The organism is Nonomuraea marmarensis (assembly GCF_043197025.1).
Taxonomy (GTDB): Bacteria; Actinomycetota; Actinomycetes; order Streptosporangiales; family Streptosporangiaceae; genus Nonomuraea; species Nonomuraea marmarensis.
This window is the reverse complement of the sequence record NZ_JBICRM010000020.1, coordinates 49980-66449: the sequence shown is the minus strand read 5'-3', so window position 1 is coordinate 66449 and position 16470 is coordinate 49980. Positions and strand designations below refer to the sequence as shown.

General features: G+C 69.9%; 17 protein-coding genes and 2 riboswitches. Of the genes, 6 read left to right on the top strand and 11 right to left on the bottom strand.

Translation table 11 applies throughout. The features are described 5' to 3' along the window. The first annotated feature begins 56 nt into the window (after positions 1-56). From ACFLIM_RS29375 to ACFLIM_RS29365, 3 genes are all read left to right on the top strand, one after another. A complete protein-coding gene (locus ACFLIM_RS29375; protein WP_393170914.1) occupies positions 57-1205 on the top strand; it encodes an AMP-binding protein in 1149 nt (382 codons plus the stop codon). Positions 1206-1248: 43 nt separating this feature from the next. Beyond that, positions 1249-1572, top strand: a complete 324-nt coding sequence (locus tag ACFLIM_RS29370) for a hypothetical protein (protein WP_393170912.1) — start codon at positions 1249-1251, stop codon at positions 1570-1572. A 178-nt stretch (positions 1573-1750) separates the two neighbouring features. Beyond that, positions 1751-3094, top strand: a complete 1344-nt coding sequence (locus ACFLIM_RS29365) for an RNA polymerase sigma factor (protein WP_393170910.1) — start codon at positions 1751-1753, stop codon at positions 3092-3094. A 54-nt stretch (positions 3095-3148) separates the two neighbouring features. On the opposite strand, the gene ACFLIM_RS29360 is transcribed toward ACFLIM_RS29365, so the two are convergent. Then, positions 3149-3547, bottom strand: coding sequence for a hypothetical protein (locus ACFLIM_RS29360; RefSeq protein WP_393170908.1), 399 nt, complete (start codon positions 3545-3547; stop codon positions 3149-3151). Positions 3548-3661: 114 nt separating this feature from the next. Here ACFLIM_RS29360 and ACFLIM_RS29355 point away from each other — a divergent pair, with 114 nt between their 5' ends. Both ACFLIM_RS29355 and ACFLIM_RS29350 read left to right on the top strand, forming a co-directional pair. Continuing rightward, positions 3662-4222 (top strand): TetR/AcrR family transcriptional regulator C-terminal domain-containing protein, encoded by a 561-nt coding sequence (locus ACFLIM_RS29355; RefSeq protein ID WP_393170906.1) that lies wholly within the window; start codon positions 3662-3664, stop codon positions 4220-4222. A 202-nt stretch (positions 4223-4424) separates the two neighbouring features. Further along, the gene (locus ACFLIM_RS29350; RefSeq protein ID WP_393170903.1) at positions 4425-4622 is read left to right on the top strand and encodes a DUF5999 family protein; all 198 of its coding nucleotides are present in this window, start codon (positions 4425-4427) and stop codon (positions 4620-4622) included. A 20-nt stretch (positions 4623-4642) separates the two neighbouring features. Here ACFLIM_RS29350 and ACFLIM_RS29345 read toward each other — a convergent pair whose 3' ends face one another. Then, positions 4643-5233: an alpha/beta hydrolase family protein gene (locus ACFLIM_RS29345; protein ID WP_393170901.1), complete on the bottom strand. Its 591-nt coding sequence runs from the start codon at positions 5231-5233 to the stop codon at positions 4643-4645. A gap of 82 nt (positions 5234-5315) precedes the next feature. Between ACFLIM_RS29345 and ACFLIM_RS29340 the strand changes: the two genes are divergently transcribed. Next, entirely contained in the window at positions 5316-5672 is a 357-nt protein-coding gene (locus ACFLIM_RS29340; RefSeq protein ID WP_393170898.1) for a hypothetical protein, read from the top strand. Between the two features lie 90 nt (positions 5673-5762). On the opposite strand, the gene ACFLIM_RS29335 is transcribed toward ACFLIM_RS29340, so the two are convergent. The 9 genes from ACFLIM_RS29335 to ACFLIM_RS29295 all read right to left on the bottom strand — a co-directional run bounded on the left by ACFLIM_RS29335 (position 5763) and on the right by ACFLIM_RS29295 (position 16425). Beyond that, positions 5763-6560, bottom strand: coding sequence for a tetratricopeptide repeat protein (locus ACFLIM_RS29335; protein WP_393170896.1), 798 nt, complete (start codon positions 6558-6560; stop codon positions 5763-5765). A 59-nt stretch (positions 6561-6619) separates the two neighbouring features. Further along, positions 6620-7216 carry a hypothetical protein gene (locus ACFLIM_RS29330; protein WP_393170894.1) on the bottom strand — a complete coding sequence of 199 codons (597 nt, stop codon included), beginning with the start codon at positions 7214-7216 and terminating at the stop codon, positions 6620-6622. Between the two features lie 117 nt (positions 7217-7333). Next, positions 7334-10171, bottom strand: coding sequence for an aminomethyl-transferring glycine dehydrogenase (gene gcvP / locus ACFLIM_RS29325; protein ID WP_393170892.1), 2838 nt, complete (start codon positions 10169-10171; stop codon positions 7334-7336). Positions 10172-10225: 54 nt separating this feature from the next. Next, positions 10226-10338: riboswitch (glycine riboswitch) on the bottom strand. Continuing rightward, positions 10339-10436, bottom strand: a riboswitch (glycine riboswitch). Between the two features lie 22 nt (positions 10437-10458). Beyond that, on the bottom strand, positions 10459-11079 hold the full coding sequence (locus ACFLIM_RS29320; protein ID WP_393170891.1) for a MerR family transcriptional regulator: 621 nt from the start codon (positions 11077-11079) through the stop codon (positions 10459-10461). Between the two features lie 147 nt (positions 11080-11226). Beyond that, on the bottom strand, positions 11227-11697 hold the full coding sequence (locus tag ACFLIM_RS29315) for a bifunctional nuclease family protein (RefSeq protein WP_090771501.1): 471 nt from the start codon (positions 11695-11697) through the stop codon (positions 11227-11229). A gap of 132 nt (positions 11698-11829) precedes the next feature. Further along, on the bottom strand, positions 11830-12483 hold the full coding sequence (gene ftsR / locus ACFLIM_RS29310; protein ID WP_393170889.1) for a transcriptional regulator FtsR: 654 nt from the start codon (positions 12481-12483) through the stop codon (positions 11830-11832). A 67-nt stretch (positions 12484-12550) separates the two neighbouring features. After that, positions 12551-13063, bottom strand: coding sequence for an FHA domain-containing protein (locus tag ACFLIM_RS29305; RefSeq protein ID WP_393170887.1), 513 nt, complete (start codon positions 13061-13063; stop codon positions 12551-12553). Positions 13064-13334: 271 nt separating this feature from the next. Then, complete coding sequence (locus tag ACFLIM_RS29300) at positions 13335-15839, bottom strand: sugar phosphate nucleotidyltransferase (protein WP_393170886.1); 2505 nt, start codon at positions 15837-15839, stop codon at positions 13335-13337. 4 nt (positions 15840-15843) lie between these two features. Next, a complete protein-coding gene (locus ACFLIM_RS29295) occupies positions 15844-16425 on the bottom strand; it encodes a CDP-alcohol phosphatidyltransferase family protein (RefSeq protein ID WP_393170884.1) in 582 nt (193 codons plus the stop codon). Between the last annotated feature and the right edge of the window lie 45 nt (positions 16426-16470).

The window sequence follows — 16470 nt, the reverse complement described above, 5'->3', positions numbered from 1 at the left end:
GTCAACGACCCTCCCTGCCAGCCTCTGTCCGACCTGTCGCCATTAACCTTACGAGCATGTGGAGGAACCCGTCGCATCCGGACCGTCCGCTGCATGCCATTGTGCAGCCTCCGGGCCCTGACCTGTTCACGGCGGTCCGCGACGCGCTGTCGGGCGACGGACCCGCCGTCCTCCCCCTGGCTCCAGGCCACTCCGGGGCGGCCCTCGAGGCGCTGCGCCCCACGCACGTCAACGGGGCGATCCAGGCCGGCGGCGCGGGCGTCCCCGCCGACGTGGCGGTCGTGATCGCCACCAGCGGCAGCACCGGCGCGCCCAAGGGCGTGCAGCTCTCGGCCACCGCGCTGCGCGCCTCCGCGGCGGCGTCCCTGCGCCGCGTCGAGGCCTCCAAGGGCGAGCGCTGGTTGTGCTGCCTGCCCGTCTCCCACGTCTCCGGCCTCCAGGTCCTGGTACGCGCCCTGCTCTCGGACAGCGAGCCCATCATCCACCCGGTCTTCGACCCCCAGGCGGTCATGAGCTCCGGGGCGGACCACGTCTCTCTCGTGCCCACCCAGCTCCACCGGCTCGTCGAGCTGGAGGCCGATCTGTCGGTGTTCCGCACGATCGTGCTCGGCGGCGCGGCGCCCCGGCCAAGGCTGCTCGACCGCGCTCGCGACCTCGGCGGCCGGGTCGTGACCACGTACGGGATGAGCGAGACGTGCGGCGGCTGCGTGTACGACGGCCAGCCCCTTTACAATGTAGATCTTAAAATTGGCGAGGATGGCCTGATCAGGATCGCGGGCCCGATGTTGTTCTCCGGCTACCGCTTCGGCGAGCCCGCCGCGCCGTTCGACGGCGGCTGGTTCGTCACCTCCGACCTGGGCGAGCTGGCCGGCGGCCGGCTGCGCGTGCTGGGCAGGGCCGACGACGTCATCAACACCGGCGGTGAGAAGGTCGTGGCCGCCGCCGTGCTCGCGGTGCTCGGCACGCACCCCGAGGTGGCCGACGCGGCCGTGATCGGCACCCCCGACCCCGAATGGGGCGAACTGGTCACCGCCGTCGTGGTCCCCGCCGACCCCGACACGCCGCCCACGCTTTCCCAATTGCGGGCATTCTGCCGCGATAGGCTTCCTTTTCACGCCGCCCCGCGCAGCCTGCGCCTGGTCCCACGCCTGCCGCTGCTGCCGAACGGCAAGACCGATCTGGTACGGCTAAGGGCAGGAACCTGACGAGTTGCGGCTGCGTCATAGTGGGGAGAGGGAGGGAGCCTTCATGGACCAGACCCGCAAGATGTGGGCATCCGCGGCCGTCGTCGGCGTGATCGTCGCCGCCGGCGCCTCGATCGCGGCGGCCGCCTCGGCGGGCAAGCTCGAAGAGGTCGGCAAGGAGACCAGAGCTGTGGTGGAGAAGGCGCCACCGTCCAGCCAGCCGCCGGACCGGCCGGTCCCGTCCCCGGAGGGCACCGACGACGACATCGTGGTCTCCACCGAGGTCAACCCGGATCCGGGCGCGGTCATCGAATACTGGACGGACCAGCGCATGGAAGACGCCCAGCCGATGCCGATGCCCGAGGTCACGCTGGAGATGACGGAATAAGACTGACACCAGGGGCGGTTCGCTTATAGGGCGGTCCGCCCCTTTACGTACCCCGCGGCACACTCGGGAACAAATGACGGCGAATGACGTTATTGATACTGGTGCGCCGTGCGGACGACGAAGCCGCCCCACCACAACCTGCCTGATCGCTTCCACTCCGTACGGAGGAGGTGTCCTCATGCCCAGAACCGCCGTGGCGACCCCACCCACGTCTCTCGACCAGCTGATTGAACGAGGGCGAGCCCAGGGTCACCTTTCTCTGGCGGAGCTGCGTGACGCGTTCGCCAAGGCCGGCATCAGCCCCTCTGAAGGCCGCACGATCCTGCGCGAGCTGTCGGAGAGCGGCGTGAGCCTGGCTGCCGAGAACGAGCCGTCTCTCAGCAAGACCGCCCCCAAGAGCCCCCCGCAGAAGACATCCGCCCCGAAGAAGCCTTCGCGGGCAAAGACTACCGGCCGCAAGGCGGCTGAGGCAAAAACCTCCGTCCCGGCCGAGGCGAAGGCCGTCACCAAGCCCGAGCCCAAGCCGGAGCATGTGGAGGACGTACCCGAAGACCTCGAACTGAACGCCGAGGACGTCGACAACGAGTCGAGCGACCTGGACGACACCGCGTCCGTCATGGGCGACTCGGTGCACACCTACCTCAAGTCCATCGGCCGCCGCACGCTGCTCACCGCCGCCCAGGAGGTCGAGCTGGCCCGGCGGATCGAGGCCGGCCTGTACGCCGAGTACAAGCTGGAGACCCAGCCCGACCTGTCCCCCGCCGCCCGGGAGGACCTGCACCTGGTCGTCGAGGACGGCAAGCAGGCCAAGGACCACATGCTGGAGGCCAACCTCCGGCTGGTGGTCTCGGTCGCCAAGAAGTACACCGACCGCGGCATGTCCCTGCTGGACGTGGTCCAGGAGGGCAACCTGGGGCTGATCAGGGCGGTGGAGAAGTTCGACTACACCAAGGGGTTCAAGTTCTCCACGTACGCCATGTGGTGGATCAGGCAGGCCATCCAGCGCGGCTTCGCCGACTCGGCCCGTACGATCCGGCTGCCGGTGCACGTGCTGGAGATGCTCTCGAAGTTGTCCCGGATCGAGCGTGACATGCACCAGCGCCTGGGCCGCGAGCCCACGGCCGAGGAGCTGGCCGTCGAGCTCGACAAGACGCCGGACCAGATCGAGGAGCTGCTGCGTACGAGCCGCCAGCCGATCTCGCTCAACGCGACGATCGGCGAGGACGGGGAGACCACGATCGGCGACCTCATCGAGGACGTCGACTCGCCGGAGGCCTCGGAGATCGTCGACCGGCAACTGCTGGGCGATCAGCTCCGCGGCGTCCTGGACAACCTCTCACCGAGGGAGTCCAAGATCATGGCGCTCCGCTTCGGCCTCGTGGACGGCAAGCCGCACACCCTGGACGAGATCGGCAAGCACCTGGGGCTCACCCGGGAACGCATCCGCCAGCTGGAGAAGGAGTCCTTGTCCAAGCTCCGCCACCCGAGCAACACCCGCCCGCTGCTCGACTGGGCCAGCTGACGCCACAAGCCCCGGCACACCAAGCGCCGGGGCTTCTCAGGCACGGAATCCGGGTCAGCGGGTCGCGGGCACCAGGCGGGGGATACGCGGGATCCCCCACATCCGGTTGTCCTCGCGCAACGTCCGCAACCGCTCCACCTCAGCGGTCCACATCGCCCCGGCAGGCGTGGCCTTGGCCTTGCGCCGCGCGATCCGATCGTCGTAGGCCTTCACCCCGAACGTGGCCCGCTGCCCGCTCTCAGCCGCCCGCAGCGCATCCGTGAGCGCCCGGTCGAACGCCAGCCCGGCGGCCAGCAGCTCGGTCTCGTCAGCCGAAGCGGCCCGCAGCTCCTGCAACGTCTGCTCGGCCTGCCTGGCCTTCTCGAGCAACTCGGGGAAACCCTTGGAGATCTCCTGGTCCGCGTGGTAGCGAACCTCGGCCTCCCGGCTCACCCGCGGACGGAAAAACGCCATCGAAGGCCCCTTCAAACGCGGTCGGTACTCGGTCAACCGCCAAGAGTACGCCGTCCCGCGACACGGGCGGAAATCGACCCGGAGCCGGGCCCTTTACATAGTAAGATGATCTCCATGCCCGCCAAGAGACCACCCGTGCCACTCTCCCGCGAGCGCATCATCGAGGCCGCACTCCACATCGCCGACAGCCAGGGCCTGCGCCGGCTCACCATGCGTCGCCTGGGCGACGCCCTCCAGGTGGAGGCCATGGCCATCTACCACCACCTGCCCAGGGGCAAGGAGGCGCTGATGGACGCCCTGGCCGAGCACGTCACCACGGTCCACGTCGAACAGTCCGCGACCTGGCAGGAAACGGCCAAGCACTGGTGCAGGGCCGGAAGGGAGCTGCTGCGCGAGCACCCGGGCGTCCTCGCCCTGGCCCTGACCAAACCCCCCAAGGGCGCCACCGCCGTGGCCATCAGGGAGCAGACCGAGCAACTCTCCGACGGGGGCCTGGACGACGCGGCGGAGGCCGTACGAGCGCTGAGGGCTTTCGTGTTCGGCAGCGTGGCCGTCGAGGTCCAGCAATCTGGGTGGGCCGATCCAGAAGTTGACGAGTGGGTCAGGCGTGACGAAAGAGCCGATGTGGACTTCGAGCGCGGACTCGACGCTCTGCTCAAGGGATTGCAAACGTAGTGCGCGTGTCGCGCTTGGCCGGTTATCCTGCATAAGGCACGCTGTGTCGAAGGTCACACGACCTGGGGATCCTCCTGTAACAGTCCAAACGGACTATGTCGGAACATGTGACATACGTCGCACACTTGCCAGAACAACAACACCCGAGCAAGCTCCCGCCCCTCCAAACGGGAGCATCCCACGAGATATCGGAGGCACGCCGATGTGCCCGCACGACCCGGCCTGTCCGGATGCCGAGGCGCCTGACCGCGAGGCGGCACGGACCCTCGCCACCCACCCCGAGCAGGGGTGGAGCCTGCTCTGCAACGGCGTCGTCCTGTTCGAGGACACCGGGGAGCTCCTTCCCAGCGGCACCGTCATCGCCCCGCACCGGCCCGACCCGCTGGTCGGCGCCGCCTGACGCGCGACCCGGTGAGCACCTTAGGCGTAGTGGATCAGCCACTCCGCCACGACCTCGCCCACCCGGGCGGGGTCCTTTTTGAGGTCGTGTCCCTCCCCCGGCAGCACCACCAGGCGCGCCGCATCGGCGGCGTCGGGGACGCCGAACGGATCGCGGTCCCCGTTGACGACCAGCACGTCCACCCCGGCGCCGCGTAGCTCGTCGGCCCTGGAACGTTCCGGCTTACCCGGCGGGTGCAGCGGAAACGCCAGCGCCACCACCGCCGCCGCACCGACCGCCTTGGCCGTACGGCAGGCGACCCGCGCCCCGTTGCTCCGCCCGCCCTGCACGACGGGCAGCCCCGGCCACCGAGCGCGCAGCTCGCCAAGGACGATCTCCCACGCCTCGTCCTGCCGGACCGCCGAGCCCGGCGCCCGCGCTCCCGCCACCCTGAACGCCTGCGTCACCCTGGCCACGCTCGCCCCCACACCGAGCGCGGCATCGCGTACGGCCAGCAGATCCGGCGCGTCCACTCCCCCGGCCGACCCGTGGGTCAGCACCAGCAGCAGCCGGGGATCATCGACCTCGTCGACCTCGACCAGCGCGGGCCCTCGCGGGGTCATCACCTCCATGCCAGCACCGTACCTGGGGAGGAGCGCACCTTAGCCCTCAGGTCTGATGACGGCGCGGCGGACACGGTGGATGATTACCGTTATGCCAGACAATCGCATCCGGGATGACCTGCAGGCCACGATCGACGCCCGCCGTGATCTCGGTCCGGATTACGAAGCCGCGCTCGTCGAGTCGTTCGTCGAACGCCTCGACGCCACGATCACCGCCCGCGTCCGCGCCGAACTGGACCACGGGCCGGACTACCGGGGCGCCCCTCCGCACAAGAGGCAGACCCCGGGCGCGGCGATGATCCCCATCGCGCTGGGCTCGATGGGCATCGGCATCCCGCTGACGGCCATCGCGGCGGGCAACGCGGGGCTGGTGGGGCTGACGATCACGTGGCTGGCGATCGTGGTCATCAACGTCGCCGCCGCCGCGGCCATCATGCGCCGCGGCTGACGCGCGGGCCGGGCGGAGGCGACGGGAGCACCTCCGCCATCACGCATGCCCGGCAGCAGGGCCGCGGTCCCTCAGGGGGAGGGCGCTCCGTCAGGTGTCGCGGTGGTAGCGGAGGCGGACCTCGGCGGCCAGGGTCTCGTCCTCGTGCTCCAGCCCGTACGACCACACCCGGTCCGCGTCGTCCAGCCGCCCGCGCAGCGGTAGCGTGCGGGCCAGCAGTTCGATGGCCAGGGCGCTCGTCTGGGGATCGGCCCCGGCCTCCACCGTCTCGGCGAACTCCGCGCAGGCCAGCTCCAGATGCGCGATCCCGAGCTGGATCCGCAGCCCCGGCACCTCCTCGCCCGGAGCGAACTCCAGCGCGTCCATGAGGACCCCGGCCGCCTCCCCGGGCTCCCCGTGCTCCAGCAGGAGGCCGGCCAGCTCCTGCGCGGCGTGCGCCCCGAGCCGGTCGTCTCCGGCCGCCATGGCGGCCCGCAGCTCCTTGGCTGCCCCGTCCGGATCCTCCGCTTCCATGGCCAGCCGGGCCAGCGCGAGATGGGCCAGCGGCACGTACGCGGGCGTGCCGACCCCCAGCACGGCCTGCCAGGCGGCCCTGGCCTGCTCGGCCCGCCCCTCCCGCTCGAAGCCCTGCGCCAGATGGCAGGCGGCCTGGGCGGCGTATTCGGGGTGCCCGGTGGCCAGCGCGGTCCTGGCGGCGGCCCGAGCCGCTTCGACGTCGCCGCGCTCCTCCAGCACCACGGCGAGCCCGACGGCGGCCTGAGCCCTGTCGGGTCCTTCCGGATCGGCGGCGAGCTCGCTGAGGATGGCGGCGGCGCCGTCGAGGTCACCGCGTTCGGCCAGGCGGCGGGCGGCGTCGAGGGGCGGGGTCTCCAGCTCTGAGAACGTCAAGGGAGCTCCTTGTGGCGACGGTCGCACCGAGCCTAACGACTTCGGGCGATCATGTCTGCTCAGTTGACGCTGAAGGACTGGCCGGTGCTCGTTTCGCCCGGTTCGGGCCCCTGGCGGGGCAGTAGCCGCGCCATCCTGATGATGGTCACCCCGAACGCGAGCTGGAACACCGCCTGCCCCACCACCAGCGGCCCCTCCGCCAGCACGACGGAGACGCCGGACGTCACCCCGCCCACCACCTGGACGACGACCGACAACAACCCGCCGAACCCCCACGCCAGCAGCCGCACCGCCAGCACCATCTCGTACAGGAACAACGCCGCCCCGAACGACCTGTGAACCCAATGCACGGCGTCGGCCAAGGTGTAGGGCGTCAGCAGGATCCCGACCAGCAGCAACGCGAACGAGTCCCCCGCCACCCGCACGAACCGCGGCGCGGGCAACAGGGGCGCCGCCGCCCGCAGCCCTCTCCTGGTGAAGAGGGCCGCGCCGAGGAACCCGAACGCGTACGGCACCGCCGTGCCCCAGTGCACCCCGAAATCGCTCATCCCGCAGTTGAACGACAGGCAACCGGGCATGATGACCAAGCACACGCTCAGCCCGGCGAACAGGCACACCTGGCCCTTGACGAGGTCGCCCAGCACGCCACCGCGCATCACCGGCCTCCCCGATGACCCACTCGATGATCCCACGCTACTCCGCGCGGCTCAGCGCCCCCGCCAGGGGTCAGTCCTCGTACGCGAAGCGACGAGGACACACGCCCGCAGAGCGAACTAATCCTCGTAGGCCTCCAGCGGCGGGCACGAGCACACCAGGTTGCGGTCCCCGTAGGCCTGGTCGATGCGCCGCACCGGCACCCAGTATTTCCCGTCACGCAACGACGGCAGCGGATAGGCCGCCTCGGACCGCGAGTACGGGTGCCGCCACTCGTCCGCGGTGACCGACTCGGCCGTGTGCGGCGCGTTCCGCAGCGGGTTGTCCGTCCTGTCGTAGTCCCCGGACGCCACCTTGGAGATCTCCCCTCGGATGGCGACCATCGCGTCCACGAACCGGTCGAGCTCCCCGAGGTCTTCGCTCTCGGTCGGCTCGATCATCAACGTGCCCGCCACGGGGAACGACATGGTGGGTGCGTGGAAGCCGTAGTCGATGAGCCGCTTGGCCACGTCGTCCACGGTGACGCCGGTCTCCTTGGTGATCTGCCGCAGGTCCACGATGCACTCGTGCGCCACCAGCCCGCCCCGCCCTGTGTAGAGCACGGGGAAGTGCGGGGCGAGCCGCCGCGCCAGGTAGTTCGCCGACAGGATGGCCTGCTCGGTGGCGGCGGTGAGCCCGTCGGAGCCCATCATCCTGATGTACGCCCACGAGATCGGCAGGATCCCCGCGGACCCGTAGGGCGCCGCCGAGACGGGCCCGACCGGCGTGCCGTTGTGCAGCGGGTGCCCGGGCAGATAGGCCGCCAGGTGGCCGCGCACCGCCACCGGGCCGACGCCGGGGCCGCCGCCCCCGTGCGGGATGCAGAACGTCTTGTGCAGGTTGAGGTGGGACACGTCGGCCCCGAACTCGCCCGGCTTGGCCAGCCCGACCAGCGCGTTCAGGTTGGCCCCGTCCACGTAGACCTGGCCGCCCGCGTCGTGCACCTTGGCGCACACCTCGATGATCGTCTCCTCGTAGACGCCGTGCGTCGACGGGTACGTCACCATGATCGCGGCCAGCGCGTCACGGTGCTTGTCGATCTTGGCGTCGAGGTCGGCCAGGTCCACGTTGCCGTCGGAGTCGCAGGCCACGACCACGACCCGCATGCCGGCCATGACGGCGCTGGCCGCGTTCGTGCCGTGGGCGGAGGACGGGATGAGGCAGACGTCGCGCCCGCTCTCGCCGTTGGCGCGGTGGTAGGCGCGGATGGCCAGCAGCCCGGCGAACTCGCCCTGCGAGCCCGCGTTCGGCTGGATCGAGACGGCGTCGTAACCGGTCACCTCGGCCAGCCAGCCCTCCAGCGTGCCGATCAGCTCCAGGTAGCCCTCGGCCTGGTCGGCGGGCGCGTACGGGTGGATCGCGGCGAACTCGGGCCAGCTGATCGGCTCCATCTCGGTGGTCGCGTTGAGCTTCATCGTGCAGGAGCCGAGCGGGATCATCGAACGGTCGAGCGCGATGTCCTTGTCCTGCAGCTTGCGCAGGTAACGCAGCATCGCGGTCTCGGAATGGTGGCTGTGGAAGACCGGGTGCGTCAGGTACGCCGACTCGCGCAGCAGCGCGGCGGGCAGCGCGTCGGCGTCCAGGCCCACGTCTGTGCCGTCGCCTGTGCCGTCGACGCCGAACGCGGCCCACACCTTGGTCACCTCGGCGGCCCCGGTCTTCTCGTCGCACGAGATCGACACGTGGTCATTGTCGACCTGCCACAGGTTGACGCCCTGCTCGACGGCGGCGGCGACCACGGAGGCGGCCCGGCCGGGCACGCGTACGAGCACGGTGTCGAAGAACTCGCGGTGCACGACCTCGAGCCCCGCCTCGCGCAGCCCGCCCGCGAGGGCCACGGCGTGCCGGTGCACCCGGTGGGCGATCCCGCGCAGCCCCTCGGGGCCGTGGTAGACGGCGTACATGCCGGCGATGACGGCGAGCAGGACCTGGGCGGTGCAGATGTTGCTGGTGGCCTTCTCGCGGCGGATGTGCTGCTCGCGGGTCTGCAAGGCCAGCCGGTAGGCGGGGTCGCCGTCGGCGTCCACCGACACGCCCACCAGGCGTCCGGGGAGCTGCCGCTGCAACCCCTCGCGTACGGACATGTACGCGGCGTGCGGCCCGCCGAACCCGAACGGCACCCCGAACCGCTGCGAGGACCCGATCGCGATGTCGGCCCCCAGCTCGCCAGGAGCGGCCACGAGGGTCAGGGCCAGCAGGTCGGCGGCGGCCACGACGAGCGCGCCCGCCTCGTGCGCGGCGGCGGCCACGGCACGGAAGTCGCGCAGCCGCCCGGAAGCGCCCGGGTACTGGACGAGCACGCCGAAGCACTCGGGCAGCCCGCCCCCCAGGGAGTCCTCCACCAGCGTGATCCCGAGCGGCTCGGCCCGGGTGGCGAGCACGGCCTTGGTCTGCGGCAGGGTGTCGGCGTCGACCACGAACACACTGCTCTTGGACTTGCCCGCGCGCCGGGCCAGCGTCATCGCCTCGGCGGCGGCCGTCGCCTCGTCGAGCAGGGACGCGCCCGCGACGGGCAGGCCCGTCAGGTCGGAGACGACCGTCTGGAAGTTCAGCAGCGCCTCGAGGCGGCCCTGCGAGATCTCCGGCTGGTACGGGGTGTAGGCGGTGTACCAGCCCGGGTTCTCCAGCAGGCTGCGGCGGATGACGGCGGGCGTGACGGTGTCGTGGTAGCCCAGCCCGATCATCGAGGTGAGCACCCGGTTGCGCCCGGCGAGGGCGCGCAGCTCGGCGATGGCCTCGGCCTCGCCTGCGGCGGCGGGCAGCTTGAGCCGGTCCTTGGCCCTGATGGCCTCGGGAACGGCCACGGCCACCAGGTCCGCCACGGACTCGAAGCCCACGGCCTCCAGCATGCGCTGCTGCTCGGACGCCGATGGCCCGATATGCCTGGAGGAGAACGGCGGAACGGACAGATCGGTCATGGAGATGCCTCCCGAGGCTATGGAGACCGGCGCCAGGGCGCGGACGAGTGCCGGATCTCCCCCTCTGTCAGCGCGAGCTCATCGCGACCTGAGAGCTTCACCCCGGGACAGGGGCTTGCACCGTCGGTGAGGCACACCTGGCGGGCGCGCCTGCTTTCCAGAGTTGCCTCGCCCGAGCGGTACAGGATGCCTGAGAGATTCCGGGGAGGGTTGCTCCTTCGGCGCTCCGGGACCTGGGGTCCGGAGACTCTCCCGCACGGGGTCGTCAGCCTTGCTGTCCTAGATTACTAGACTATGCGGCGCGCTCGTCGCCGCCGGGCTAGCTCGTCAGCGGGGTGGTCGGCCGGGACGGTGTCCTCGACCGCCGCTCTTTCCCCCGGCAGCTCCGCGAGTGAGCCCTCGACCTCGCGCCAGACCCGGCCGAGCGCGATGCCGAACACGCCCTGGCCGCCCTGGAGCAGGTCGATCACCTCGTCGGCCGAGGTGCACTCGTAGACGCTGACGCCGTCGCTCATGAGCGTGATCTGCGCGAGGTCGGCCACCCCGCGGTCACGCAGATGCTGCACGGCGGTGCGGATCTGCTGCAGCGACACCCCGGTGTCGAGGAGCCGCTTGACGACTTTGAGCACCAGGATGTCGCGGAAGCTGTAGAGCCGCTGGGAGCCCGAGCCCTGCGCGGCTCTTATCGTGGGCTCCACGAGGCCGGTGCGCGCCCAGTAGTCGAGCTGCCTGTAGGTGATGCCGGCCGCCGCACAGGCCGTCGGCCCGCGGTATCCGATGTCGCCCGGCAGCGCCGCCGGCTGCTCGTCGAAGAGCAGACCCTGCTCCCCGGCACGCTGCCGCGCGCTCTCACGCCGCACCGGATCTTCCTGGCCGGCCGTCTTTCCCTCGCCGCTGCTGACCGCCACGCGGACCTCCGGCTTTCTCTCATCCCGCGGCCTGATCTGGGGGTTCGTAAAGGGCGACCACGGGTTTCACTTGCACCGTAGGACCGTGACCATGCCCAGTCAACGATCCGGCTCGGCGCGTCGTGAAGCGTAAATGCACCGAAATACCTACCCCGCCCTGCCGAAGTCTTCGGGAGTGATCGTGTCAAGGAACTCCCTGAACTTCTCCACCTCGTCCTCCTGGTCGTCCGGGATGATCACCCCGGCCTCCTGGACGACCTCCTCGCTGGCGAAGATGCGCGCCCCGGTGCGCAGGGCGAGCGCGATCGAGTCGGAGGGCCGCGCGCTCACCTCCACCCCATTGGAGAAGACCAGGTCGGCGAAGAAGATGCCATCGCGCAGGGCGACGATGTTGACCGCCCGCAGGCCGACGCCCAGGGCGCTCAGCACGTCTCGGAAGAGGTCGTGGGTGAGCGGTCGCGGCGGCGGCTCCTCAGCCTGGGCCAGCGCGATGGCCGTCGCCTCGGTCATGCCAATCCATATCGGCAGGAACCGCTCCCCGTGTGCCTCCTTGAGCAAGACGATCGGCTGATTTGTGGGCATTTCTACACGAACGCCCACGACCTCCATCTGCAACACGGGCTGCTCCGTATTCCTGACCGGTCACCCGGCACAGCTATTTGGTCGTCGCTTCTGCTGACTGGCTTCTGCATTTCAACGTAACACCCAGCGGGCCTGGAATGTGCCCTCCCCTCCCAGCTCGCTACGGTCTCAGCGCCCCAGGACGGACCGGACGCCCGTACGCACAAGGGATGCGTGCAGGTCGAGCAGGAGGGTGGAAATCTCCCTGGCGACCTCGTCGGCCTCGCCGATGGCGCCGGGGGCGCGCCGTTTGAGTATGGGGGCGACGGTCTGCTCGACCAGGCCGCACTCGCGTTCGGCCGCCGCCTTGACCGCGCGCAGATGGCGGGCGTGCAGGCCGAAGCGGGCCAGGGCGCCGACGCTGCGCGCCACGTTGAGCGCCTCCTCGTCGTAGCGCCGGGCCACCGCGGCGAGCAGGCCGTAGTCCTCTAGCTCGTCGAGCGTCTCCTCGTCGATCCCCGCGGCCTCGAGCAGCTCGGCCCGGCTGAGCCTGACCTCCTGCTTCTGCTGCACGGCGCGCGGGCGGCCGAAGCTCTCCGCCATCCTGTCCTTGATCACCCGCAGCGGCAGATAATGGTCACGCTGCTCGGTGAGGATGAAACGCAACTGCTCCACGTGCAGATGGGTGAACTTGCGGTAGCCGGAGGGGCTGCGCTCGGGCTCGATCAGCCCCTCGCCCTCCAAGAACCGGATCTTGGAGATCGTCACATCGGGGAACTCGCCCTGGAGCAGCGCGAGCACCTCCCCGATGCTCATATGCGAGCGTGCCGCCTGTGCGCTCATCCGGCCGCCTTCGCCGGCCACCTGAGCGCACACGCGGCTGTGTCTACCGGTCGCTCGCTTCGCTCGCTCATGCGCCGGCGTTGACTCGCATCAGGAAGACGAGGCGGAACTTGCCGATCTGCACCTCGTCTCCGGAATGCAGGGGGACCTCCTCGATCCGCTCCCTGTTGACATAGGTGCCGTTGAGGCTGCCCACGTCGCGCACGGAGAACTGGCCGCCGCGGTGGCGGTAGAACTCGACGTGGCGGCGGGAGACCGTGATGTCGTCGAGGAAGATGTCGCTCTCCGGGTGGCGCCCGGTCGTGGTCAGGTCCTTGTCGAGCCGGAAGCGACTCCCCTGGTTGGGCCCCCTGGTCACGGTGAGCAACGCCGCGCCGGGCGGCAGCTGCTCGACGAGCGCCCGCTCGGCCAGGAGCATGTCGCCTGTCTCAGCCTCGTACGCCTCGATTCCCGCGACGGAGATCGTCGATGTGGTGTCCCCGGAGACCTCGGGTCTGGTCAGCGGTGACCCACAGCGGGAACAGAAACGGGCATCCTCGGGGTTGGCGTGCCCGCACTGCGTGCAGTAGACGCTCGGCATCGATCGGCTCGGCCTCCTACCGCGAAGACGCGGCGACGGTGCTCTGGGGCGCGCCTCGCTTCGCTTTTTCAAGTTTGCGAATGCCGCAACTTACGCTGATCAGCGGCAAAGGTCAAGGCGGGGCGCTGGACTTTGGTTTGGACGCAGACAAAGTTACCGCCGCCCCCGCCCCGTGGTCCATGCCGCCGCGCGTTTCTACATTACGATCTTGCGGCACTCTCTGGGCACATCATCACCAAAGCCTTTTTCGGTGACACTCCGTGACCGTTGATCAGCTTGCGGCCTGTTCCACGATGCGGGCCCAGCGTTCGATCAAGGCCTGGGCGCCGTCCACGTCGGAGGCCTCGGCCCACAGGTCGGTGACGGGCTCGGCGGCCGCGGGCAGGACCAGCACCCAGCTCCCGTCCTCGCGCGCCACGCGCACCCCGTCGGTGGTGTCGACGCGGTGGCCCTCGGGCTCGGCCTCGGCCGCCTCGATGACCGAGCGCATGACGGCGCCCTTGGCCGCCCACGGCGTGGGCACGGTGCGCTTGAGCAGCTTCACCTCGGGGATCCTGGCGTCGATCTGACTGAGCGACAGGCGGGTGCGGGCGACCAGGCCCAGCAGCCGCATGAACGCGGCCAGCCCGTCGATGGCGGGGCTGAACTCCGGGACGACGAAGCCGCCGCGCCCGTCCGCCGCGAAGATCATGTCGGGGCCCGCGGCGGCCGAGGTGAGGGCGTCGAGCGCGGTGGAGGTCCACTGCACCTGTACGCCGTGGAAGCGGCAGACCTGCTCGGCGACCCTGGTCGTGGTGACGGGGAGGGCGACCTGGCCACCCCTGCGTTCGGCGGCCACGAGGTCGAGCACGACGAGCAGGGCGCGTTCCTCGTTGATGAGCTGGCCCTTCTCGTCCACCAGGGCGATGCGCTCCCCGAGCGGGTCGAACCGCACGCCGAACGCCGCCCGCGACGAGCTGACCAGCTCGGACAGGCGTTGCAGGTCGCGGCGGCGCTCCGCGAGCGTCTCGGTGGGCGAGATGTCGTCGAGCCGGGCGTTGACGGTGAGCACCTCGACGCCGACGCGGCCGAGCAGCGTGGGCAGCACCAGCGAGGAGGTGCCTCCCGCGCAGTCCACGACGACCTTCATGTCCCTGACGTCGCTCACCACGACGTGGCGCAGCAGTTCCTGGGTGTAGTCCTCGACGGCCCTGGCCGGGTAGGCCAGCTCGGCGATCTCGCCGGGGAAGGCGCGGCGGAACTCCTGGCGGGAGAAGACCCGCTCGAGCTTGCGCTGGGCGGCCGGGGGGAGGTCGGCGCCGCGGTCGTCCATGATGACGATGTCCACGCTCTGCGGATCCCCCGGCGTGGTACGCAATGCGATGCCGCCCGCCGCCGACTCCCTGGCGGTGTGGAAGCGGGTCACCGGCAGCGGGGCGGCCTCCAGGTCGAGCACGTTGATGGCGCTGGCGGTCAGGGCGCCGATGACGGCCCGCTTGAGCGCCCTGGCGGCCAGGGAGCAGTCGCGGGAGGTGACGACGTACTCGCCCTTTTTGATGGTGGTGGCGTACGCGCTGGCCAGGCGGACGCACAGCTCGGCGGTGATCTCGACGTTGACCAGGCCGCTGACGCCCCGCGGGCCGAACAGGTTGCGCTGGCCGCGCGACTCCCAGATGACGCTGGTGTTGACGACCGCGCCGGCCTCGATGGTCTTGAACGGGTAGACCTTGACGCCGCTGGAGACGTACGCCTCGGCTTCGATGACGCATTCGTCGCCGATGACGGCGTTCTCCTCGATGCGGGCGCCGGCCATCACGTCGGTGCTCTTGCCGATGACGCAGCCGCGCAGGTGGGCGCCGGGGCCGAGGTAGACGTTGTCGTGGACGATCGCCCGGTGCAGGAAGGCGCCCTCGCGGACGACGGCGTTGTTGCCGAGCACGGTGTATTCGCGCAGCTCGGCGCCCGCCTCGACCTTGGCGTAGTCGCCGATGAGCAGCGGGCCCTTGAGCACCGCGTCGGGGTCCACCGAGGCCGAGTCGGCGACCCAGACGCCGGGTGAGAGCTCGAAGCCGCCGATCTCCAGGTTGACCTTGCCGGACAGGGCGTCGGCCTGGGCCTTGAGGTAGCTGTCGTGGGTGCCGACGTCCTCCCAGTAGCCGTCGGCCACGTAGCCGTAGATGGCGGCGCCGCGGTCGAGGAGGGCGGGGAAGACGTCCGAGGACCAGTCGACGGGCTCGCCGGGGGCCACGGCGTCGAGGACCTCGGGCTCCATGACGTAGATGCCGGTGTTGACGGTGTCGGAGAAGACCTGCCCCCAGGTGGGCTTCTCCAGGAAGCGTTGTACGCGGCCTTCCTCGTCGACGATGATGATCCCGAACTCGAGCGGGTTCGGCACGCGTTTCAGGCCAATAGTCACAAGGGCCGCATTTTCGCGATGAAACCTGATCATGTCGGTCAAATCGATATCCGTCAGGGCGTCGCCGGAGATCACCAGGAATCGGTCGTCCTTGAGGCGGTCGGCGGCGTTCTTGACGCTGCCCGCGGTGCCGAGCGGGAGGTCTTCCGTGGCGTACTGCAGGCTCATGCCAAGCTCGTCGCCGTCGCCGAAGTAGTTGCGCACGAGGGCGGCCAGGAACTGCAGCGTGACCACCGTCTCGGTGACGCCGTGCCGCTTGAGCAGGCGCAGCACGTGTTCCATGATCGGACGGTTGACCACCGGGAGCAGGGGCTTGGGCGAGTTGGCGGTCATGGGACGCAGCCGAGTGCCCTCCCCGCCTGCCATCACGACCGCCTTCACCCGATCACTCCTTTTTGGCCGCGGCTACGAGTTGTCGCACCTGTACCACATACAGCACCCCTGCCCACCAGTACAGGCCCGTTCCCCACAGAGCGAACGCCCACCCGACAATTCGTGCTATATCGGCATACCACCCAGTGTGGGAGGCAAGGAAGAGCAGAGGGAAGGCGTACATGAGATTGAACATGGCCGCCTTGCCCAGGAAATGCACCTGGAGTGCCTTATATCCATGTTTGCGGAGTACGGGGATGAAACACGCGACGAAGAGTTCGCGTCCGAGGATGACGGCGACCAGCCACCACGGGATGACGTCGCGCAGCAGCAGCGCCAGGATGGTGGCGAACACGTAGAGCTTGTCGGCCGCGGGATCGATGATCCGGCCGAGCCTGCTGGTCTGGTTGAACGCCCGAGCGATCTTCCCGTCGAGCCAGTCGGTGAACCCGGCCACCGCGAGGACCCCGATCGCCCACCCGTCCGCCTTGGGCCCGAGAACCAGCCAGAGGAACACGGGGACGCCCAGGAGGCGCAGGAAGCTCAGCAGGTTAGGAACCGTCCAGATCCGGTCCTCCGCGGAAGTTTCGCTCACGCAGCAGACCCTACTGCGTGGAACTCCAACACAGTGGCCCCCCTC